Genomic DNA, 21,112 nt, shown 5'->3' with positions numbered 1-21,112 from the left:
TGGGTCCTGGCCCACTCTCATTTTATTTAAAGTTGCACTGAGTATATGTTTATACATAATATGTTAAAATATTAAGGTAAAGTTAAAGGGGGTAGGTTATGTCACAAAATGTCTCAAACAAAATTGAAAATTTAATCACGCCTATAATCCAAGGAAATAACTTTGACTTGGTGGATGTCCAGTATGTAAAGGAAGGCAAGGAATGGTATTTGCGAGTATTCATTGACAGGCCAGAGGGAATTACTCTAGATGATTGTGAGTTAATCAGCAAAGAAGTTGGTCAGCTATTAGATGAAAGTGATCCTATTAAAACAAGCTATATATTAGAAGTTAGTTCACCAGGTATTGAAAGGCCGCTAAAGAAAGAAAAGGATTATTTAAGATTTTTGGGTAGTAAAATTATGGTTAAAACATTTGAAGATATAAATGGTCAAAAAACATTTATTGGACAGTTGAAAGAATTTAAGGAAGGCATTATTACTCTTACTGTAAATGGAACGGATATTAAGATTTCATTGGACAAAATAGCCTCCGCAAATTTAACAGTAGACTTTTAAAGGAGGGTTGAAATGAATATTGAATTTATAGAAGCCATACATGATATAGAAAAAGAAAAAGGTGTTTCATCAGATATTTTATTTGAAGCAATTGAACAAGCGTTATTATCAGCCTATAAAAAGAACTTTGGTTCATCCCAAAATGCAAGGGTACATATAGACAGAACATCGGGGGAATTTATAGTATTTTCACGCAAAGAAGTAGTTGAGGAAGTAACAGATGAAAATGCCCAACTTTCTTTGAAGGCAGCTCAAAAAATAAACCCAATTTACCAGATAGGTGACATAGTAGAATTTGAAGTTACTCCAAGAAACTTTGGAAGGATTGCAGCCCAGACAGCAAAACAGGTTGTGGTACAAAGAATAAGGGAAGCTGAACGTGGAATAATCTACGAAGAGTATTTAAACAAGGAAAATGATATAGTAACTGGTAAAATTCAAAGGATTGAAACAGGAAATATATTTATTGACCTGGGTAAGACTGAGGCTATCCTTGCTCCATCTGAGCAAATACCTAGTGAAAACTATGTTCAAAATGAAAGAATTAAAGCCTATGTTTTAGAGGTGAAAAACACACCAAAGGGACCCCAGATATTGCTGTCAAGAACCCATCCGGGCCTTCTGAAAAGACTATTTGAGCTTGAGGTTCCTGAAATTCACGATGGTATTGTGGAGATAAAGTCAATTGCAAGAGAAGCTGGTTCAAGATCAAAAATATCAGTTCACTCCAATGATGAAAATGTAGATCCAGTTGGTGCATGTGTTGGTCCCAAGGGTATGAGGGTTCAGGCTATTGTAAATGAACTCAATGGTGAAAAGATAGATATTGTAAGATTTAGTAACGATCCAATGAAATATGTAGCTAACTCCTTAAGTCCGGCAAAGGTTGTTAAAGTAGAGGTAAATGAGATGGATAAGGTGGCAAAGGTTGTAGTCCCAGATTATCAGCTTTCATTGGCCATTGGAAAGGAAGGGCAAAATGCCCGCCTGGCAGCAAAATTAACAAGTTGGAAGATTGATATTAAAAGTCAAGGTCTAGCTCCAAAGGATGAGGAAATAGTTGCGGAATATTTAGATGATGATTTGTTTAACAGTAATTCATAGCTAAGGGGAGGGCTGGGATGAAAAAGAGGCGAATACCCCAACGTATGTGTATTGGCTGCCGAGAAAGAATGGAAAAGAGAAATTTAACTAGAGTGGTAAGAACACCTGTTGAAGAGATTATTGTGGACCCTACAGGGAAAAAAGCTGGCCGGGGAGCTTACTTGTGTGGTAAAGTTGAGTGCCTGGAAAAAGCCATTAAAACTAAAGGCTTGGAAAAGGCATTGAATTGTACCATAACTCCAGAAGTTATAGAGAATTTAAGGAAACATGGCTTTAATGAATGAAAATCAAGTATATAATTATTTAGGAATTGCCCAAAGGGCTGGCAAAATTGTTTCTGGAGAAAACACTTTACTAAGCAAGGGTAATTTTCATAAGTATACCCTTTTGATTATTGCTCAAGATGCTTCCCAGGCAGTTAAGAAAAAATTTCTCAGTAAAGCTATTAATAACAATATTGACTACCTATTATTTGGCAATAAAGAAAACCTAGGAATAGCTATCGGTAAATCTCCTAGAACAGTTTTGGCGTTAACTGACAAAAACATATCGCAAAAAATTAAGGAACTGATAGGAGGCGAGGTATTATAGTTTAAAAGTAAAATTTTGGGGGTGAAGGTTATATGACAAAAATGAGAGTTTATGAAGTTGCTAAAGAATATAATTTATCCAGTAAAGAAATTATGTGGGCTTTAGATAAAATAGGTGTTGAAGTTAAATCTCATATGAGTATGGTTGAAAACGCAGACATTGAACAAATTCTTAAGTATTTTAATATAAATCAGCCTAAGGAAGAAACAAAGGTTAAAGAAAAAGATGAAACTGCAAAGCCTAAAGCCAATGTAAAAAAGGTTGTAACTGAGGGTAAGCCTGCTAATAAAAAGTTTACGCCCCAGCTTAAGACAAAACCGCCTAAAAATAAAAAAAATAAAAAAAGCAAAGCAAAGGGAGATAAGGTCATAATATCATCAGAGAGTAGACCTAAAGAATTGAAAATTAAGGATAAAATTGCTGTCCAGGAATTAGCTGACAACTTAGGTGTTTCAGGTACTGAACTTATTAAAAAATTAATTAGCCTGGGTTTAATGGCAACAATAAATCAAGAAATCGATTACGATACTGCTTCCATATTAGCATCAGAATATGGAGTTGATTTGCTTTTGGAAGTAGAAGAGGACTTGTTCATGCTAAAGGATGAACCAGAAGATGAAAGCAAGCAAGTAGAGAGACCCCCTGTGGTTACAGTTATGGGACATGTTGATCATGGAAAAACCTCTCTGCTGGACACTATTAGAAACGAAAATGTTGTATCTACAGAAGCTGGTGGAATAACCCAGCATATAGGTGCATATCAGGTAAAGGTTGGCGATAGAAAAATAACCTTTTTGGACACACCTGGACACGAAGCTTTTACAGCAATGAGAGCGCGTGGGGCTCAGGCTACTGACATTGCAATACTAGTTGTGGCTGCAGATGATGGGGTTAAGCCCCAGACAGTTGAAGCAATTAACCATGCAAAGGCGGCCAAGGTTCCAATTATTGTAGCAATTAATAAAATAGATAAGCCCAATGCCAATATAGAAAAGGTAAAGCAAGAGTTGACAGAGTACGGCCTTGTTGCCGAGGAGTGGGGCGGAGATACAATTATGGTGCCGGTTTCTGCTACTAAGAAGCAGGGTATAGACCATTTATTGGAAATGGTGCTGTTAGTTGCAGAAATGGAAGAACTCAAGGCTAATCCAAATAGAGAGGCTGTTGGTATTGTTATTGAAGCTCAACTAGATAAAGGCAGGGGGCCAGTAGCTACCATCTTAATTCAAAAGGGTACAATTACAGTTGGCGATAGTTTAATAGCTGGAGCTTCCTTTGGAAAAGTTCGAGCAATGATTAATGACCGGGGTGTACGAATTAAAAAAGCAGGTCCATCTACACCTGTAGAAATATTAGGCTTGTCTGATGTACCAGAAGCTGGTGAAATAGTCCGAGTAGTGGATGAAAAAATAATCAGGGATTTAGCGGGTAAAATAAAGGATCAAAAACGTGAAGAAGAACTTAAAAAGTCACGTCCTGTAAACCTGGATGATATTTTCAAGCAGATGGAAGCTGGTGAGGTTAAGGAACTTAATGTAATAGTAAAGGCAGATGTTCAAGGTTCTGTTGAGGCCATGCAGCAGTCACTACATCAACTTAGTACTGAAGAAGTTAAAATAGTCATTATTCATGGCGGAGTAGGTGCCATTACAGAGACTGATGTTATGCTTGCATCAGCATCTGGGGCCATTATTATTGGCTTTAATGTAAGGCCAGATGTAAATTCTAGAAAGGCAGCAGAAATTAAGCAGGTAGATATAAGAACTTACAGGATAATCTACGAGGCCCTGGATGATATTAAAAAAGCAATGTCAGGGCTGTTGGATCCTGAAATAAAAGAGGTTGTTCTTGGAAGAGCCGAAGTAAGGGCTACCTTTAAAGTACCCAAGGCAGGTGTCATAGCAGGATCCTATGTTACAGACGGAAAATTCATAAATTCTGCCCTTGTACGCATCATTAGAAATGGTGTAGTAATCCACGAAGGGAAAATTGATTCTCTAAAAAGGTTTAAAGATGATGTAAAAGAAGTGGCTCAAGGCTATGAATGTGGAATTGGGGTGGAAAACTTTAATGATATCAAAGAACAAGATATTATTGAAGCTTACAAATATGAAGAAATTAAGAGGGAATTATAGTACTGGGGGTGTAAAAATGGTATCAGTGAGAACTACCAGGGTTGCTGAACAAATGAAAAAAGAAATAGCGGCTATTATTGAACACCAGGTAAAGGATCCCCGAATTGGTTTTATAACTATCACCAATGTTGAGCTGTCTAATGACCTAAGACACGCAAAAATATTTTTCAGTTCTCTAGGCAATGAAGAACAACAAAAAAAATCATTAGAGGGACTAGAAAATGCAAAGGGTTTTATTAGAAAAGAAATAGCTCAACGCATCCAATTAAGGTATGCTCCAGAGATTCTTTTTAGAATTGATAATTCAATAGAGCATGGGGTAAAAATATCTCAAATCTTATCTAAGATTAAATCAACTGAAGAAGCTGAAAAGGAACAACAAAATGAGTCTTAATCTTATAAAAGAAGCTGTTATTGAATCAAATGAAATAGTAATTGTATCCCATGAATTTCCTGACGGTGATAGTGTTGGCTCTTCAATTGCATTAGCTAAGGCGTTATCACAAATGGGAAAGTCAATAAAAATTATTATTAATGGTGACATTCCCCTGGAATACAGGTTTTTAGCAGGAATAGATGATATAAGAAAACCAGATGAAGTTGTTATTAATAGTGAGAGTACCATGGTATTTCTAGATTGTGCAGACGAGAAAAGAGCTGGCACACAAATGGACTTTTATAGAAAAAACTGTCGTCTTTCAATCAACATAGATCATCATCCCGGTAATAGCAACTTTGCAGATATTAACCATGTTGATGTTTCAGCATCCTCTACGGGAGAAATTGTCTATGATCTAATAAAATTATTGGATATAACTATTGATAAAGATATTGCAAATGCTCTATATATAACAATAGTTACAGATACAGGCAGTTTTCGCTTTGACAATACTACGGCCAAGACTTTTATTATGGCAGGCTATTTAATTACAAGGGATTTAGATTTTTCCGCAATTCGAATTAATTTATGGGAAAATAAAAGCCCTAACAGTATTGGTTTGTTGGTAGATGTTCTATCTACAATGAAATTTGTATGCAATAATAAGGCTGCATATATTGTTGCTACCAGGGAAGTTATGGAAAAGTGGCAAGTAGGATATGGAGAATTAGAGAGCTTTGTTAACTATCCAAAATCCATAAAAGGTATAGAAGTAGCCATATTGTTTAAGGAAATAGGTATTAATGAAATCAAGGTTAGTTTTCGTGCAAAGGCTGATGTTGATGTACAGGCTATTGCTTCATATTTTGGTGGAGGAGGACACAAAAAGGCCTCGGGATGCACCCTAAGTACCCAGCTAAATGAAGGGATTAAAAATATAATAGAATATTTGCAAGAAAGATTAATATAGCAGGTGATCTCTATGGATGGGTTTATTAATATATTAAAGCCTCCTGGTATTAGTTCCAATCAGGTTGTAGTTAAAGCAAGAAAAATTCTGGGTCAAAAAAAAATAGGTCATTCTGGAACCTTGGACCCCGGAGCAGCCGGGGTTTTAGTTTTGGGTGTCAACAAGGGTACCAGGCTCCTGGAGTATCTTTTGGATTCAGATAAACAATATCGAGCAGAGCTTACCTTTGGAATAAAAACAACCACTGGAGATGCCTTTGGTGATATAGTTGAAAAAAAGAAAGGTTTTAATGTCGGTCAAAAAGAGTTGGAAAAAGTATTAGAGGGTTTTAAAGGTCAGCACCTGCAAACCCCTCCCATGACATCTGCAATAAAACACCAGGGAAAAAAATTATATGAACTGGCACGTGAAGGCAGGATTGTGGAAAGAAAGGCAAGGCTGATTGAAATAAGGGATATTAAGCTGGTTCAACACCATACTGTTAAAGGAACAAGTAAGGCCATATTTGATGTGGAATGTTCCAAAGGAACATATATTAGAACATTATGTGAGGATATTGCTAGTAAGCTTGATACTGTAGGATATATGTCCTTTTTGGTAAGGACACAGGCAGGCTTGTTTAATATTAATTCCTCACATACAATAGAGGAAATTGAAGATAAGTTCAACAAAAACAAGGATGATTTTATATGTCCATTGGAGTTAATAATTGATAATAAAAGCTTTATTAAGTATACTTTAAATGATAGTGAACTATCTAAAGTGCTTAATGGCAGCCCAATTCAAACTGAATCAGATTCCACAGATAAAGTTATTGCTCTATTCTCAGAAAAAAAACTGGTTGCATTGGGAAGAAACCATGACGGCATAATTAAATTAAACAAAGTATTTAAATGAGGTAACAATGCAGGTGTACAGAAGCCTTTCTAAGGAATTACTAAAATTAAATGGAAGCTATGTGTCCCTAGGCAATTTTGATGGGGTGCACTTGGGCCATAGGATGCTTATTCAAAAGTGTGTTAGCGAAGCAGTTAGCAATAAAAGACCAGCTGTAGTGTATACTTTTTCACCCCATCCTGAACAAATGCTTTTTCCAGATTCTTTTAATGGTTATATAACATCTCCAAGGGTTAAAGAACAGCTGCTTAAGGAATGTGGTGTTGAAGTTTTAATCAACCATCCCTTTACAGAGGAATTTTCCCAGAGGTCACCAGAGGAATTTGTGAAGGATTATCTAGTGTACTATCTTAATCCCCGGAAGATTTTTGTCGGATATAATTTTAGTTTTGGAAAAGGTGGCCGGGGCAATCCCCATGTTTTAGAAGAACTGGGAGAAAGGTATGGCTTTAAGGTTCATAGGGAACCTCCTGTCAGATATGATAATATACCAATAAGCAGCAGTAGAATAAGAAAACTTTTAGAAAAGGGAGATATTATCTCTGCAAAAAGCATGCTGGGTTATTGGCCAATTATTGAAGGTAAAGTAGTGGCTGGAGATAAAATCGGCAGGAAAATAGGGTTTCCTACAGCAAACCTGCTGGTGGAAGCTGATACTATACTGCCAATGAAAGGTGTATATGCTACATACACCAAGATAAATGGTCATGAATATAAATCTGTTACTAACATAGGCTGCAAACCTACATTTGACGGAAAGATTTTAAAGATTGAAACACACATTTTAGACTTTTCAGAGTGTATTTATGATAACATTCTTCAGCTGGCTTTTATTCAAAGAATTAGAGATGAAAAAAAGTTTAGTAGTATTGAGGAGCTTAAACAACAGCTGTCACTGGATGTTACTAAAGCCAAAACCATTTTGCTCCATGGAAACTAAATAGGTACCCTTAACATACCCCAAGAATATAATGGTTACATGAAAGATAAGAAATTTAATTATTTTTGGGGCGAGTCTGATGAGAATAGTAATTACCGAGCATGCAAAAAAGAGATTAAATGACTATCGACAAGCAAAAATTGAATTTGAAGATATTCAATTGGCGGCAAAAAGAATTCCTGGAAGAATCCAGACTGCCACAAGATTTAGAGGTTTTATGGCAAAATCAGGCAGGTTTTTTGATCTTGTTGTAAAGGATACACTTTCGGGAAGGATAGTCATTACCATAATTGGAAAATAATCATCATTTAGTTGATTAATTAAGGTAATTAGATTATAATGTTATTTGTTAGAATCCCTTGCTAGGATTATCGAAATCACCGACGTTTTCTTGGCTGGGGAGGTTATAGAAGGAGGTGAAAGGACATGTCAATTATTGATGAAAAGAAGCAGGAAATTATAGAAAAGTTTAAGGTTCATGGAACTGATACAGGTTCACCTGAGGTGCAAATTGCCATCTTGACTGCTAAAATCCAGCATTTAACTGAACACTTAAAGGTTCACAAGAAAGACCACCATTCTAGAAGAGGTCTTTTGAAGATGGTTGGTAAGCGTCGTGGTCTGTTGAATTATATTAAGGGCAAAGACTTCAACAGATATTCTCAAATCATTGAACAATTAGGATTACGACGATAAAAAGAGCGGATTTCGCTCTTTTTTCTTAGGAAATTTATTTTAAAAATGTTTGTAAAAAACATAGCAGGAAATAATATTAAAAGACCATAATATATACATACTCTGTTAACTAAAAATATGACATAACATAAAAATATTTACTAGCCAATAAAGGAGGTAGAAGTAATGGCGTTAGAAAATAAGTTCTTAGAAAAGTCATTAGATCTAGGCAGTGGTAAAATCCTAACCATGCAAACTGGAAAACTAGCTAAACAGGCTAGCGGATCGATTTTAGTCAAATATAATGATACTAGTGTACTTGCAGCTGTTACCGCATCAGATGAGCCAAGAGAAGGCATTGATTTTTTCCCATTAACTGTTGATTATGAGGAAAGATTATATGCAGTAGGCAAAATACCCGGCGGATTTATTAAAAGAGAAGGTAGACCAAGTGAAAAGGCCATCCTGAGCAGCAGGCTAATCGATAGACCTATTAGACCCTTGTTTCCTGAAGGGTACCGAAATGATGTGCAAATAGTTGCTACTGTACTTAGTGTAGATCAGGATTGCCCACCCGATATTGCTGCTATTAATGGTGCATCAGCAGCTCTAACTATATCGAAAATACCTTTTTTAGGTCCAATAGCTGCAGCTTCAGTTGGTTTGATTGAGGGACAAGTTGTAGTAAATCCAACATTGCAGGAAATGGAAAACAGCTTGCTGCACCTTGTTGTTGCGGGTACAAAAGATGGCATTATGATGGTTGAATCAGGAAGCAAGGAAGTCAGTGAAGAAATTATTTTAGAAGCCATGGAAAAAGCCCATGATTGTATTAGGAAAATAATTGAATTCATAGAGGACTTCCAAAGGGAAGCGCGGGAAATGGGCTTGGCAGTTGATAAACAGCTAGTTGAGGTTGAGGAGCCAGATGATAGTATCCAGGCTAAAGTAGAGGAAATAGCCCTTCCCATGATAAAGGAATTATTTGAAAGTGCTTCATCAACACCTTGGGATAAGGCAACTAGAGAAAAGAGATCAAAAGAAGTCAAGAATCAGATTATAGAACAGCTTCAGGAGGTTTATGCAGAGGAGTTAATAGAAAACCCAAATTTGATAAAAACAATCAAACAGTTAATTGGTAAAATCGAGAAAAAAGTTTTGAGAACAGCCATGATAAAAACAGGGGTTAGAATTGATGGCAGGAAAAAAGATGAAATTAGACATATTAACTGTGAAGTAGGTATATTGGCAAGGACCCATGGAACAGGACTTTTTAATAGGGGTGAAACACAGGTACTAACCGTTGCTACCCTTGGGGCGGTTGGAGATGAACAGGTCCTTGATGGGTTAGGTGTTGAAGAGTCCAAAAGATATATGCATCATTATAATTTTCCTCCATACAGTGTTGGAGAGGCCAGGTTTATGCGTGGCCCTGGTAGAAGGGAAATAGGTCACGGGGCATTAGCTGAAAGGGCACTTGAAGCTGTAATTCCAACAGAAGAGAGCTTTCCATATACCATTAGGGTAGTCTCGGAGGTAATTGGTTCTAATGGTTCCACATCCATGGGTAGTGTTTGTGGAAGTACCTTAAGCCTAATGGATGCTGGAGTGCCAATAAAGGCACCGGTGGCCGGAATAGCCATGGGATTAATTAAAGAAGGAGACAATGTAGAAGTACTATCTGATATTCAAGGTGTTGAGGACGCATTGGGTGACATGGATTTTAAGGTGGCAGGCACAAGTGAAGGCATCACAGCATTACAGATGGATATTAAAATTCCAGGTATTAATGTTGATATTTTAAAGGGTGCTTTAGAACAGGCCAGGGAAGGTCGTTTGCATATTCTAGGTAAAATGCTTGAAGTGTTACCTGAGCCAAGACCTGAATTATCCCCATATGCACCAAGAATCATGCGTATGCAAGTAGATCCTGACAGAATTCGAGATATAATAGGTCCAGGAGGCAAAATCATCAAGAAGATAGTTGAACAAACTGGTGCCAAGATTGACATTGAGGACGACGGAACAATATTTATTGCAGCAGTAGATGGTAATGCAGGTGATAATGCTTATAAATTGATTACTGCTTTAACTCAAGATGTTGAAATTGGAAAAATATATATGGGTAAAGTAACAAGGGTTACTGATTTTGGGGCATTTGTAGAGATAATTGAAGGAGTATTGGGTTTGCCTGGAAAAGAGGGTTTGGTACATATTTCTCAGCTAGATATTAATAGAGTAGAAAAAGTTGAGGATGTTGTTAAAGAGGGAGAACAAATCATGGTCAAGGCAACGGGTTTTGATCAACAGGGTAGGCTGAAGCTATCCCGCAAGGAAGCTCTTCCAGGCTATGAGGGTAATGGAAGTTCAGGTGAAAAAACCGAAAGACCAAAAAAAAGGCATTTCCAAAGAAATAACAATAGAAGCTAAGGATTAACCATAAGCCTGCATAGGGGTTTATGGTTTTCTTGCATTCTATGAGAATATATCCTCCCTGGAAGAATATATTTTTTTAAGAGAGCTATTAGTATTATTATAAATTACTTGGGGAGGGTTGTTAATGTTTATTGGTTTTATTAGTAGAAGGCAGTTGGGCAAGGGCGCCGTTCTTATCCTATGTTTATTAATTGCTTCTATTGGTTTATATGGATTTTACCAACAAAAGGAAATGCCCGTTAGCATAGAAACTTTACATAAACCTATATATCAAGGAGATACTAGCAAAAAAGCAATTGCATTAACCATAAATATTGACTGGGGTGAGGAGTATATTGAACCCATGTTAGACATTTTTGAAAAAGAGAATATTAAAGTTACCTTTTTTCCAACAGGCAACTGGGCAAGCAGGTTTCCTGAAATGATTAAACTCATACATGAAAAGGGACATGAAATTGGTAACCATGGGTATTCACATCCACATGTAGATCAATTAAGCAAGGAAGAAAACAAACAAGAAATTATTAAAACCCAAAAAATAATCAGAGATTTAACTGGTATAGAAACAGTGCTTTTTGCTAGCCCCTATGGGGAGAAAAAGCAGCATGTTATAGATGCAGCAGGAGAACTAGGGCATAAAACAATCTTTTGGACAATAGACACAATAGACTGGCAAAAACATAGGACGGCAGAAGCTATAGCCAATAGGGTTATAGAAAATGCTCAAAATGGTGCTATAGTGTTAATGCATCCTACAGAAAATACAACTAAAGCACTGCCAATAATGATCAAAGCTTTAAAGGAAAAGGGGTATGAGTTAACTACAGTATCAAACATCCTATAAACACACATAGTAATGACATGAAGGGAATAGAATGATGAATCTATATGGTCTGAAAATACTTTGCATAAGATGTCTTATAATAATTGCTTTAATCTTGTACATGCCAACAGCTTCCCTGGCAGATGAGCCTTTTATAACAGCCAGGGCTGCTATTCTTATAGAGTCCAGCACAGGAAAAATTCTATACGAAAAAAACCCATATGAACCTTTGTATCCTGCAAGTACAACTAAAGTAGTTACAGCAATCTTAGGTTTAGAGCTCGGTAATATAGAAGATATTGTTGCGATTTCCAAAGAAGCTTCTATGGTTGGAGAGGCCAGTATATATCTTAAGGAGAATCAACAGGTGTACCTTGGTGATTTAATTAAAGGTGCCCTGGTTAAGTCTGGAAATGACGCAGCATATGCCATTGGTGAGTATATTGCAGGAAATGAAGAACTATTTCTAATGCTTATGAATAAAAAGGCTGCCATTCTAGGGGCTGAGCATACATCTTTCCACAATACAAATGGGCTGCCAGATAAGGAACATCTTTCATCAGCATATGACCTTGGGTTAATAGGCAGATATGCAATGGACAATGCATTGTTTGCTGAATATGTTCAGGTTAAGGAGGATAAATTAAAATTTGTGTCTGGGGAAACCAGATATATAAAGAATACCAATAAACTATTATGGAATTATCCATATGCCACAGGTATTAAAACAGGCACCACCAGGGCTGCAGGTCAATGCTTAATAGCATCTGCACAAAGAGATGATAAAGAGCTAATAGCTGTGGTCCTTGACAGTAAGGCAAGGTATAATGATGCTATTAGCCTTTTTGAATATGGCTTTAGTAACTGGAATATTTATAATTTACCCAAAAACACATTTATGGGGTATATTGAAGTAAGAAATGGACAAAAAGATTCGTTAAGCTTACATCTATCTGACTGCATTACTGAAGTCTATCCAAAGGGCAGTAAAATTACAGTTAAAAAAAATATTAATAATCATGTCTATGCTCCTGCTTCTGAAGGTACAGAGTTTGGCCAGTTAGAAATATACATTGATGACCTGAAAACTCAATCAGTCCCCATTGTTGGGAGGGAAGCTGTTCAAAGAATGAATATATTTGAAAAAATTCATAGGCTTTTTTTAAAAAACTAGGCAATCCTAGTTTTTAAATTTTCATTAGAAAAAAAGGTTTTTTAAGTTTTTTATTGAAAAAGAATAAATGCCGAGAAAGGGAGGATTGTGTTGATAAAAGAATCACTATTAAAAAACGGAATTAGATTAGTATCAGAGGAAATGCCTTATGCTAATTCGGTTTCCATAGGATTTTGGATAAAAATTGGGTCTAGAAATGAAGAACAAAGCCTTCAAGGCATAACTCATTTTATTGAGCATTTACTATTTAAGGGTACAGAAAAGAGAACGGCCAAACAGATTGCTGAGGAATTGGAAATGGTGGGTGGGTCACTAAATGCTTTTACAAGCAGGGAGTATACCTGTATTTATGCCAGAGTCCTTAAAGATGATATTGACCTGGCTGTAGAACTATTATCTGACATGATGTTAAATTCATGCTTTGGGGAAGAAGACATAAAAAAAGAAAAAAATGTAGTTTGCGAAGAGATTATGATGTATGAGGACACCCCAGATGAAATTATTCATGATATTTTTACACAGCAGGTCTGGTATGGACATTCTCTGGGTAGAGCTATACTGGGAACTAAGGAAACAGTGTCGGGGTATACCAGGAAGGAAATCTTGAACTATTATAGAGAGTTTTTTGTTCCAAAAAACATTATCATAAGTGCCGCAGGAAATCTTAACCATGAGAGATTAAAGGAAAAACTAAGCATCCTGCTGGAGAAAGTTGGAGATGAAGAGATAAAAAAGGAGGCACAATCCAAGCCAGATTTTATTACAGTCAAGCACTCTAAAGACAAAGATATTGAGCAAATGCATATTTGCCTGGGAACAAGAGGTGTACATCAAAAAAGTGAAGACCTGTATTCTTTAATGGTGTTTAACAACCTTCTTGGAGGTGGTATTTCTTCCAAACTTTTTCAATCAGTCAGAGAGGATATGGGGCTGGCTTACTCTATTTACTCATATTTAACAGTATATAGTGATGCAGGTCTCTTTGTAATTTATGCTGGTACTGCTCCAAAGAATACTGAAAAAATTATTAATGAAATGCATAGGCAAATTCAAAGCTTAAATAAAAAAGAAATAAGCCTGGCTGAAATGGAGCGTTCTAAAAATCAACTTAAGGGTAATATTTTGCTTAATATGGAAGGTGTAAGTCATAGGATGAGCAGGTTAGGCAGGACTATGATTACTTATGATAGAATTATTACTGCCGAAGAGGTTATTAATAACATAACCAGGGTTACACTAGAAGATATATACAAGTTAGATGAGCAATTAGCAGATTTAGATAAATATTCTCTTATAACTGTAGGCCCTAAGGATATAAGTTGTTAATTTTAACTTTGGAGTGGTTATATGGATATTAAAGTATACGTAAAAACCATAGAATATCAAGGGATACCCTTACCTAAATACATGACCCCAGGGTCAGCGGGTTTAGATTTATATGCTTGTATAGCAGAAAGCATGAAGGTAGAGCCGGGTAGTACAGTATTGGTGCCTACAGGATTAGCACTTGAAATACCGCAGGGTTTTGAGGCACAGATAAGGCCTCGCAGTGGACTGGCATTAAAATGGGGTATTACACTACTAAATAGTCCAGGTACAATTGATAGTGACTATAGGGGTGAAATAAAAATAATTATGATAAACCATGGGCGAGAAACCTTTATAATTAATAGGGGAGATAGGATAGCCCAAATGGTATTCTGCCCTGTAGCAGCAGCTTCTATGGAAGTGGTAGATGAATTGACCCGGTCAAATAGAGGTAAAGGCGGGTTTGGACATACAGGATATTAAAAGTGCACATTTGCACTTTTTTTATTGGAATATAATAGCTTATCCAATCATAAAAACTTAATGAAAAGTAATTTTTTGGAGGGCTATAATATGAAGATTCTATTGTTGATACTAATAATTGTTTTGGTTGGTTTTGCAGTTCGTGAAAAGGTAAAGCAGAAAATGAAAACCTCATCAGTTTCCGGCATGCCAGAAGAGATAAAAGCCAGTCCAGTATCACAGGCACTTGCTGAATTAGTAGCAGTTGCAGGGGGTATATATCTTTCCCTGCTAATGCTGACCACCTTTTTAGGTCTAGAGTTACCTTCAACAATGAAAATAATCTCTGTTGAGATTGATACTATTGCGGGAATAGCACTTATCCTAACCCTAGCACAACCCTTTATAATAAGAATATCTAAAAAATTTACCAAGAGGTGATAGAATCATGAAATTAAGTGACTTGTTGGGTAAGGAAATAATCAATATATATGATGGAGCAAGACTTGGTACAATTGGAGATTCAGATCTAATGATAGATGGAGATAGTGGATATGTTGACAGTATTCTATTACCTAATCCTAATGGGTTTTTAAGGATTTTTGGGGAAAGAAGCACATTAGCTATTCCATGGGAAGCTATAAAAAAAATTGGCGATCAAGTAATAATCGTTGAGTTAGATAGGCCATATCAAAGAATGAAAGCATGATAAACAAGAGAAATTACCAATATTATATTGATTTTAGTGGCTGTACTAATTGACTTGTGGGTAATTTATATTTAAAATTTAATATTAAGACGGTTTAAGTATTTAGCTTAAATCGTCTTTTTTGACACCAACTGGAATTTAATGTTTTATAATACACGATAAATATGCTAAAAATAAGATTACAAAGCAAATTGAAGGAGAGGTTTTATTTGGAAAAACCAATAGGTGTACTGGTTGTAGGTGGATTTGGCAAAATGGGAAAAGAAGTAGTTAACATGGTACAAAACTCTGGTGACCTGGAGCTGGTGTCAATTGTGGATACCGCACATAATTGTGATTACAGCTTGCCCAGCAATATTTTTGTTGGACATGATCTTAAGGCTGCTATTAAGGAAAGCAAACCCCAGGTGGTGGTGGATTTTACCCATCCGGGAATTGTGCTGGATAATACCCTAATTGCATTGAAGGAAAGGGCAGCTGTAGTGGTGGGAACTACAGGATTGAAGCCTGAAGCTTTGGACCAGATACATGTATCAGCGGAAGAAAAGGGAATTGGAGTAGTGGTTGCTCCAAACTTTGCATTAGGTGCTGTATTAATGATGGAGATATCCAAGCAGATTGCAAAGCATTTTTCTGAAGTGGAAATAATAGAAATGCATAACCCCAAAAAGGCCGATTCTCCCTCTGGTACGGCACTAAAAACTGCCGAAGGTATCGCCAGGAATTTAAAGAGCACCCCGGTAATTTATGACAGCTCGCCTGCCAGGGGGGAGATAATTAATAATATTCCCATACATAGTGTCAGGCTAACCGGTTTAATTGCACATCAACAGGTCATTTTTGGAGCCCAGGGGCAGACCCTGACTATTAAGCATGACTCTTATGACAGGACAAGCTTTATGCCAGGAGTTGCTTTGGCCATAAAGAAAGTCATGAAATGTAAAGGGCTAATTTACGGCCTGGAAAATTTGCTGGAGCTATAAATTGTATTCACCTAAATACTCCCTAAATCATATATTGTTATTGACAATTAGTGATAGGGGGGAGAAAATTGAGTAAAAACTTAGATGGTCTTACAATAACTATTGTGTATGGAGATAGAAGAGATATTTATCTTGCCAAAAAATTAATTGAGTATAATGCAAGACTTTTGCTGGTGGGTTTTGACAAAGATGAGCTTCGATTTAGCTTTAAAGAAATGAATAAAGTGGAATTTCATAATGATTTGATTGGCCCTGCAAAAAAAACTGACGTAATGGTTTTACCAATACCGGGGGTGGATAGTCAGGGATTTGTTAAATCCACTTCAAAATCTAAACTTTATTTTAATGACGAAGTTGCCATGTCTTTTAAGCCAAAAATTCTTGTGTTAGTTGGTATGACTTCAACTTATCTTTTAAACTTGAAAGAGAAATATAATTTTAGTCTTATAGAGACTGCAGAATTAAATGATTTTGCCATTTTAAACTCTATTCCATCTGCAGAAGGTGCAATAGCAAAAGCAATGGAATTGACTTCAATAACAATTCATAACAGCAAGAGCATGGTAATAGGGTTTGGTAGAGTAGGAATTACTTTAGCAAGAATGCTTAAGGGTTTAGGTGCTAATACTTATGTAGCTGCTAGAAGCAGTGAACAGCTTGCAAGGGCGCTGGAAATGAACTGTCATTTAGTAGAGCTAGAGGACATGGACGAGAAACTACCAGAAATGGAGATAATTTTTAATACGGTTCCTTCCCTCATCTTACCAAGGCAGAAACTAAAGCTTTTAAATAGAGACTGTGTAATAATAGACTTAGCTTCAGCACCAGGGGGTCTAGATTATAATGCAGCTGAAGAACTAGGTATAACAGCATATTTAGCCCCTGGCTTACCGGGTCGGGTAGCACCTGTTACCGCTGGAAATATTCTGGGATCTGTGTACCCAGAATTAATAGTAAATCATATTTCCAAGGGTAGAGGAGGTGTCACCAATGTCTGTTAAAGGACTAACCATTGGCTTTGCTGTGACAGGTTCATACTGCACACTTAATGAGACAATGCCTTACATTAAATCACTTGTAGATGAGGGAGCTAATGTACTCCCTATTATGTCACATGCTGTCTTTCAGAAGGACACAAAGTTTGGCAAGGCGGAATTTTGGCGTAAGACTATGGAACAAATTACCTCAAATAAAATAATATCTACAATAGTGGATGCAGAACCAATAGGACCTCAAAAGCTTTTAGATATTCTAATAATTGCTCCCTGTACAGGAAATACTCTGGCTAAATTGGCCAACGGCATTACAGATACTGCTGTTTTAATGGCTGCAAAAGCACAGCTTAGAAATCAAAAGCCAGTTGTAATTGCCATTTCTACAAATGATGGATTAAGTATGAATGCAAAAAATCTAGGTATTCTTTTAAATACGAGAAATATTTATATTGTTCCCTTTGGTCAAGATAGTCCCCAGAAAAAGACTAGGTCCATAGTAGCTCATTTTCCTTTAATTAAAGAAACAATACTAGAAGCACTACAAGGAAGGCAGATTCAGCCAATCTTACTTCAATATAAACAATAAATATAAATAAAAGGGGGAATAAAGTTGGGTTATAATTTGGCATTGGTGGGTACTGGAGCAGTTGGAAATACCATACTAGAAGTTCTGGAGGAGCGAAATTTTCCGGTTAAATCTTTAAAGCTTTTAGCTACAAAACGCTCTGCCGGAAAAACAATGGATTTTAAAGGTGAAAAAGTAATGATCGAAGAAACTAAGGAGATATCCTTTAAAGGCGTTGATATTGCACTTTTTGCAGGGGGAGCTGCAAGCATAGAGTTTGCTAAATCTGCTGCTGCTATGGGTGCAGTAGTAATTGATAACGGCAGTGCTTTTAGACTGGAACCTGATGTCCCCCTGGTAGTTCCAGAGGTTAACCCTGAAGATGTGGATTGGCATAAGGGGTTGATTGCCAATCCAAACTGTTCCACAATACAAATGGTAGTTGCACTCAAGCCCATTTATGATAGGGCAGGGATTAAAAGGGTAATCGTCTCCACCTATCAAGCTGTATCTGGGGCTGGTCAAGAGGCCATGGATGAATTAATTATTCAGACCAAGCAGCTGCTGAACCAGGAGCCTATAGCTCCAGAAAATTTCCAGCACCAAATAGCTTTCAACTTAATTCCACATATTGACCGTTTTATGGAAAATGACTATACACGAGAAGAAATGAAAATGGTATATGAAACAAAGAAAATGCTCCATGATGAGGATATTAGAATAAGTGCAACTGCTGTAAGGGTTCCAGTATTACGCAGTCACAGTGAAGCTATTACTATTGAAACAAAACAACCAATTACCATAGAACAGGCAAAAGAGTGCTTCAGCAATGCACCTGGAGTTATTGTTGTGGATGATATTGCCCAGAACTCCTATCCAATGCCAATAGACTGTTCTTATAAAAACGAAGTATTTGTTGGAAGGATACGTAAAGACCTGGCCTTTGATAATGGTTTAAGCTTTTGGGTTGTTGCAGATCAGCTAAGAAAGGGAGCTGCAACCAATGCTATACAAATTGCTGAGCTGCTGGTATCTAAAAGCCTTGTATAAAAAGAGGTGTATATTTTGAAAATATTAGTACAAAAGTTTGGTGGCACATCAGTAGCAACATCAGAGAAAAGAGCAATGGTTGCTCAAAAAATAATACGTGCCAAAAAGTCTGGTTCATGCATAGTTGTTGTAGTGTCTGCCATGGGACGTAAAGGTGATCCATATGCTACTGACACCTTTATTGATATGGTTAAGGAATTAAGCCCTGAAGTAGACTTAAGAGAGCTGGACATGTTAATGTCATGTGGAGAAATAATTTCCGGAATTTTATTATCAAGCAGTTTGAAAAATATGGGATACCCTAGCTGCTTTTTAACTGGTTTGCAGGCCGGTATTATTACAGATACAGAACATGGTAATGCTTCCATTTTAAGAATTGATCCACAAAGGGTTATTGGCGAGCTGCAGGAAGATAAAATAGTTGTTGTAGCGGGTTTTCAAGGAGTTTCTGAAACTGGAGAGGTGACTACTTTAGGCAGGGGTGGAAGTGACACTACTGCAGCAGCCCTTGGAGTAGCACTAAATGCTGAGGCTGTAGAAATATATACAGATGTTGATGGAGTTAAAACAGCTGACCCTAGACTAGTGAATAATACCAAGACCCTAGAGCAAGTCACTTATTCAGAAGTATGTCAGCTTGCATATGAGGGGGCAAAGGTGGTTCATCCAAGAGCAGTGGAAATTGCAATGCAAAGGAATATACCATTAAAAATTAAATGTACATTTAATGATAATCCTGGTACATTAATTAGCTCCAATGGTGGTACAATTGAAAGAGGAGCAATTCGTGTTTCTGACAGGCTTATCACAGGTATAACCCATTCAACCAGCATTACTCAAATAAAAATTCCTGTTTCAGAAGAATTTTTAGCAAGGAGGGTATTTAACTCCCTGGCTCTTGCAGGAATAAGTGTGGATTTTATCAATATTTTACCAGAGCTTTTGTTGTTTACTGTAAAGACTGAAGTTGCAAAAAAAGCAGTTAAGATTCTGGAAAACTTAAATATACAGGTAGAGGTAAAAGATGGCTGTGCAAAAGTTGCTACAGTAGGGGCTGGAATGACAGGTATACCAGGAGTTGTTGCTAAGATTGTTGAAGCTCTCACTGAGGAAAACATAGAGATCCTTCAATCGGCTGATTCTTATACCTCCATCTGGTGCTTAATTGCTGAAGATGACCTGGAAAAGGCAGTTAATGCTTTGCATAAAAAGTTTATAATGACTGATTAACTTTTGTTGCTTATCGATAATAATTTGTTTTTTGCTCTTAATAATTTTAAAAGGCGGTGAAAAGATGTCAATTGATCTAGGAAAAGTTATTACTGCAATGATTACGCCCTTTAATGAAAAATTGGAAGTTGATTATGTTCAGGCAGTCAAGTTAGCTGAAAGGCTTGCATCTGAGGGGACAGACACTGTTTTACTTGCCGGTACAACAGGAGAGTCTCCTACTTTGACTACTGAGGAAAAGCTGCAGCTTTTTGAAAAGGTAACAACGGCACTAAAAGGCAAAATACCCATTATGGCAGGGACAGGTGGAAATAACACCAAAGCTTCCATTGAGCTCTCAAAAGAAGCAGAAAAGCTTGGTGTGGACTGCATCCTTCTTGTTGTTCCTTATTACAACAAGCCACCCCAGGATGCTCTTTATGCACATTACAAAGCCATTGCTAATGCAGTATCCTTACCTATAATATTGTATAATGTTCCATCCAGAACTGTAACAAACCTGGAACCATCAACAGTATCAAAATTATCCCAGATTGATAATATTATTGGGATTAAAGAAGCCTGTGGTAATATGGATCAAATAAGCAGCCTAAAAATGCTGGTTCCAGAAGATTTTAAAATCTATAGTGGTGACGATTCATTGACATTACCCATGTTATCCCTTGGCTGTCATGGGGTAGTCAGTGTAGCTTCTAATGTGATAGGCAGGGAAATACAGGAAATGGTTACATTGTTTATGGAAGGTAGATTTCAAGAAGCCAGAGAGCTGCATTACAAGCTCATGCCAGTATTTAAAGCAATGTTTATAACAACTAATCCTGCCCCTGTTAAAGCAGCAGTTAATATGACAGGTCTGAATGCTGGTTCTTTAAGATTACCCTTACTGGAAGTTGACCCAAAGCAAAAACAGTTAATTTATGATGAGTTAAAGGCGTTTAGGAAAGTAAATATATAATGTAAATTATTTAGTGCAGCCTAAATTATTAAACCAGGTGAGGTAGATATTTGTCTACCTCATTATTGTTCCACCATCAGAAAGTATAAGTTCCACAAGGTAGATAGTGGTCGTCTAAAACGCAGCGTCTAAGCTGCATGGCAGACATTAGAACGTCTAAGTTCGTCATTCACT

The 21,112-nt window shown here is 36.8% G+C and carries 24 protein-coding genes; all 24 read left to right on the top strand.

Features of this window, described 5'->3' with window-relative positions:
• Positions 1-98 precede the first annotated feature (98 nt).
• The 24 genes from rimP (at position 99) to dapA (ending at position 20,938) form a co-directional block, all read left to right on the top strand.
• Complete coding sequence (rimP, locus tag K364_RS0106385; protein WP_028307324.1) at positions 99-557, top strand: ribosome maturation factor RimP; 459 nt, start codon at positions 99-101, stop codon at positions 555-557.
• A gap of 12 nt (positions 558-569) precedes the next feature.
• Positions 570-1,661: a transcription termination factor NusA gene (gene nusA, locus K364_RS23055; RefSeq protein ID WP_051533839.1), complete on the top strand. Its 1,092-nt coding sequence runs from the start codon at positions 570-572 to the stop codon at positions 1,659-1,661.
• Between the two features lie 17 nt (positions 1,662-1,678).
• Positions 1,679-1,945 carry an RNase P modulator RnpM gene (gene rnpM, locus K364_RS0106375; RefSeq protein WP_028307323.1) on the top strand — a complete coding sequence of 89 codons (267 nt, stop codon included), beginning with the start codon at positions 1,679-1,681 and terminating at the stop codon, positions 1,943-1,945.
• The gene (locus K364_RS0106370; RefSeq protein WP_028307322.1) at positions 1,938-2,252 is read left to right on the top strand and encodes a L7Ae/L30e/S12e/Gadd45 family ribosomal protein; all 315 of its coding nucleotides are present in this window, start codon (positions 1,938-1,940) and stop codon (positions 2,250-2,252) included. The genes rnpM and K364_RS0106370 overlap by 8 nt, the downstream gene beginning before the upstream one ends.
• 32 nt (positions 2,253-2,284) lie before the next feature.
• Positions 2,285-4,387: a translation initiation factor IF-2 gene (gene infB, locus K364_RS0106365; RefSeq protein ID WP_028307321.1), complete on the top strand. Its 2,103-nt coding sequence runs from the start codon at positions 2,285-2,287 to the stop codon at positions 4,385-4,387.
• Between the two features lie 16 nt (positions 4,388-4,403).
• Positions 4,404-4,781, top strand: coding sequence for a 30S ribosome-binding factor RbfA (rbfA, locus tag K364_RS0106360; RefSeq protein ID WP_028307320.1), 378 nt, complete (start codon positions 4,404-4,406; stop codon positions 4,779-4,781).
• Positions 4,771-5,736 (top strand): DHH family phosphoesterase, encoded by a 966-nt coding sequence (locus tag K364_RS23050; RefSeq protein WP_051533838.1) that lies wholly within the window; start codon positions 4,771-4,773, stop codon positions 5,734-5,736. Before rbfA ends, K364_RS23050 begins: the two co-directional genes overlap by 11 nt.
• 12 nt (positions 5,737-5,748) lie before the next feature.
• Positions 5,749-6,633, top strand: coding sequence for a tRNA pseudouridine(55) synthase TruB (gene truB / locus K364_RS0106350; protein WP_028307319.1), 885 nt, complete (start codon positions 5,749-5,751; stop codon positions 6,631-6,633).
• Between the two features lie 7 nt (positions 6,634-6,640).
• Positions 6,641-7,573, top strand: coding sequence for a bifunctional riboflavin kinase/FAD synthetase (locus K364_RS0106345; protein ID WP_028307318.1), 933 nt, complete (start codon positions 6,641-6,643; stop codon positions 7,571-7,573).
• Between the two features lie 79 nt (positions 7,574-7,652).
• Positions 7,653-7,874, top strand: coding sequence for a hypothetical protein (locus K364_RS0106340; protein ID WP_028307317.1), 222 nt, complete (start codon positions 7,653-7,655; stop codon positions 7,872-7,874).
• A 125-nt stretch (positions 7,875-7,999) separates the two neighbouring features.
• Positions 8,000-8,269, top strand: a complete 270-nt coding sequence (gene rpsO, locus K364_RS0106335; protein ID WP_028307316.1) for a 30S ribosomal protein S15 — start codon at positions 8,000-8,002, stop codon at positions 8,267-8,269.
• 165 nt (positions 8,270-8,434) lie between these two features.
• A complete protein-coding gene (gene pnp / locus K364_RS0106330) occupies positions 8,435-10,678 on the top strand; it encodes a polyribonucleotide nucleotidyltransferase (RefSeq protein WP_028307315.1) in 2,244 nt (747 codons plus the stop codon).
• Positions 10,679-10,808: 130 nt separating this feature from the next.
• Positions 10,809-11,528, top strand: coding sequence for a polysaccharide deacetylase family protein (locus K364_RS0106325; RefSeq protein ID WP_028307314.1), 720 nt, complete (start codon positions 10,809-10,811; stop codon positions 11,526-11,528).
• A 31-nt stretch (positions 11,529-11,559) separates the two neighbouring features.
• A complete protein-coding gene (locus K364_RS25470) occupies positions 11,560-12,681 on the top strand; it encodes a D-alanyl-D-alanine carboxypeptidase family protein (protein ID WP_051533837.1) in 1,122 nt (373 codons plus the stop codon).
• 90 nt (positions 12,682-12,771) lie between these two features.
• Positions 12,772-14,007: a M16 family metallopeptidase gene (locus K364_RS0106315; RefSeq protein ID WP_028307313.1), complete on the top strand. Its 1,236-nt coding sequence runs from the start codon at positions 12,772-12,774 to the stop codon at positions 14,005-14,007.
• Between the two features lie 21 nt (positions 14,008-14,028).
• Positions 14,029-14,472 carry a dUTP diphosphatase gene (dut, locus tag K364_RS0106310; RefSeq protein WP_051533836.1) on the top strand — a complete coding sequence of 148 codons (444 nt, stop codon included), beginning with the start codon at positions 14,029-14,031 and terminating at the stop codon, positions 14,470-14,472.
• 90 nt (positions 14,473-14,562) lie between these two features.
• Positions 14,563-14,892, top strand: coding sequence for a hypothetical protein (locus K364_RS0106305; protein ID WP_035268296.1), 330 nt, complete (start codon positions 14,563-14,565; stop codon positions 14,890-14,892).
• 7 nt (positions 14,893-14,899) lie between these two features.
• Positions 14,900-15,160 (top strand): YlmC/YmxH family sporulation protein, encoded by a 261-nt coding sequence (locus K364_RS0106300; RefSeq protein WP_028307310.1) that lies wholly within the window; start codon positions 14,900-14,902, stop codon positions 15,158-15,160.
• Between the two features lie 209 nt (positions 15,161-15,369).
• Complete coding sequence (gene dapB / locus K364_RS0106295) at positions 15,370-16,143, top strand: 4-hydroxy-tetrahydrodipicolinate reductase (protein ID WP_028307309.1); 774 nt, start codon at positions 15,370-15,372, stop codon at positions 16,141-16,143.
• 68 nt (positions 16,144-16,211) lie between these two features.
• Positions 16,212-17,144 (top strand): dipicolinate synthase subunit DpsA, encoded by a 933-nt coding sequence (gene dpsA, locus K364_RS0106290; RefSeq protein WP_028307308.1) that lies wholly within the window; start codon positions 16,212-16,214, stop codon positions 17,142-17,144.
• The gene (locus K364_RS0106285; RefSeq protein WP_028307307.1) at positions 17,134-17,724 is read left to right on the top strand and encodes a dipicolinate synthase subunit B; all 591 of its coding nucleotides are present in this window, start codon (positions 17,134-17,136) and stop codon (positions 17,722-17,724) included. Before dpsA ends, K364_RS0106285 begins: the two co-directional genes overlap by 11 nt.
• Positions 17,725-17,748: 24 nt before the next feature.
• Positions 17,749-18,753 carry an aspartate-semialdehyde dehydrogenase gene (locus K364_RS0106280; protein ID WP_028307306.1) on the top strand — a complete coding sequence of 335 codons (1,005 nt, stop codon included), beginning with the start codon at positions 17,749-17,751 and terminating at the stop codon, positions 18,751-18,753.
• A gap of 15 nt (positions 18,754-18,768) precedes the next feature.
• Positions 18,769-19,983 (top strand): aspartate kinase, encoded by a 1,215-nt coding sequence (dapG, locus tag K364_RS0106275; protein WP_028307305.1) that lies wholly within the window; start codon positions 18,769-18,771, stop codon positions 19,981-19,983.
• A 64-nt stretch (positions 19,984-20,047) separates the two neighbouring features.
• Positions 20,048-20,938: a 4-hydroxy-tetrahydrodipicolinate synthase gene (gene dapA, locus K364_RS0106270; protein WP_028307304.1), complete on the top strand. Its 891-nt coding sequence runs from the start codon at positions 20,048-20,050 to the stop codon at positions 20,936-20,938.
• Positions 20,939-21,112: the final 174 nt, after the last annotated feature.

The sequence above is a fragment of the Desulfitibacter alkalitolerans DSM 16504 genome, assembly GCF_000620305.1.
GTDB classification, from domain to species: domain Bacteria; phylum Bacillota; class DSM-16504; order Desulfitibacterales; family Desulfitibacteraceae; genus Desulfitibacter; species Desulfitibacter alkalitolerans.
The sequence above is the reverse complement of the archived record's forward strand: the minus strand, read 5'-3'. Positions and strand labels throughout refer to the sequence as shown.

Bases quoted from the DNA above. Each gene is read 5' to 3' on its own strand.
- rimP (WP_028307324.1), top strand. From the start codon at position 99: ATGTCACAAAATGTCTCAAACAAAATTGAAAATTTAATCACGCCTATA.
- nusA (WP_051533839.1), top strand. From the start codon at position 570: ATGAATATTGAATTTATAGAAGCCATACATGATATAGAAAAAGAAAAA.
- rnpM (WP_028307323.1), top strand. From the start codon at position 1,679: ATGAAAAAGAGGCGAATACCCCAACGTATGTGTATTGGCTGCCGAGAA.
- K364_RS0106370 (WP_028307322.1), top strand. From the start codon at position 1,938: ATGAATGAAAATCAAGTATATAATTATTTAGGAATTGCCCAAAGGGCT.
- infB (WP_028307321.1), top strand. From the start codon at position 2,285: ATGACAAAAATGAGAGTTTATGAAGTTGCTAAAGAATATAATTTATCC.
- rbfA (WP_028307320.1), top strand. From the start codon at position 4,404: ATGGTATCAGTGAGAACTACCAGGGTTGCTGAACAAATGAAAAAAGAA.
- K364_RS23050 (WP_051533838.1), top strand. From the start codon at position 4,771: ATGAGTCTTAATCTTATAAAAGAAGCTGTTATTGAATCAAATGAAATA.
- truB (WP_028307319.1), top strand. From the start codon at position 5,749: ATGGATGGGTTTATTAATATATTAAAGCCTCCTGGTATTAGTTCCAAT.
- K364_RS0106345 (WP_028307318.1), top strand. From the start codon at position 6,641: ATGCAGGTGTACAGAAGCCTTTCTAAGGAATTACTAAAATTAAATGGA.
- K364_RS0106340 (WP_028307317.1), top strand. From the start codon at position 7,653: ATGAGAATAGTAATTACCGAGCATGCAAAAAAGAGATTAAATGACTAT.
- rpsO (WP_028307316.1), top strand. From the start codon at position 8,000: ATGTCAATTATTGATGAAAAGAAGCAGGAAATTATAGAAAAGTTTAAG.
- pnp (WP_028307315.1), top strand. From the start codon at position 8,435: ATGGCGTTAGAAAATAAGTTCTTAGAAAAGTCATTAGATCTAGGCAGT.
- K364_RS0106325 (WP_028307314.1), top strand. From the start codon at position 10,809: ATGTTTATTGGTTTTATTAGTAGAAGGCAGTTGGGCAAGGGCGCCGTT.
- K364_RS25470 (WP_051533837.1), top strand. From the start codon at position 11,560: ATGATGAATCTATATGGTCTGAAAATACTTTGCATAAGATGTCTTATA.
- dut (WP_051533836.1), top strand. From the start codon at position 14,029: ATGGATATTAAAGTATACGTAAAAACCATAGAATATCAAGGGATACCC.
- K364_RS0106305 (WP_035268296.1), top strand. From the start codon at position 14,563: ATGAAGATTCTATTGTTGATACTAATAATTGTTTTGGTTGGTTTTGCA.
- K364_RS0106300 (WP_028307310.1), top strand. From the start codon at position 14,900: ATGAAATTAAGTGACTTGTTGGGTAAGGAAATAATCAATATATATGAT.
- K364_RS0106285 (WP_028307307.1), top strand. From the start codon at position 17,134: ATGTCTGTTAAAGGACTAACCATTGGCTTTGCTGTGACAGGTTCATAC.
- dapA (WP_028307304.1), top strand. From the start codon at position 20,048: ATGTCAATTGATCTAGGAAAAGTTATTACTGCAATGATTACGCCCTTT.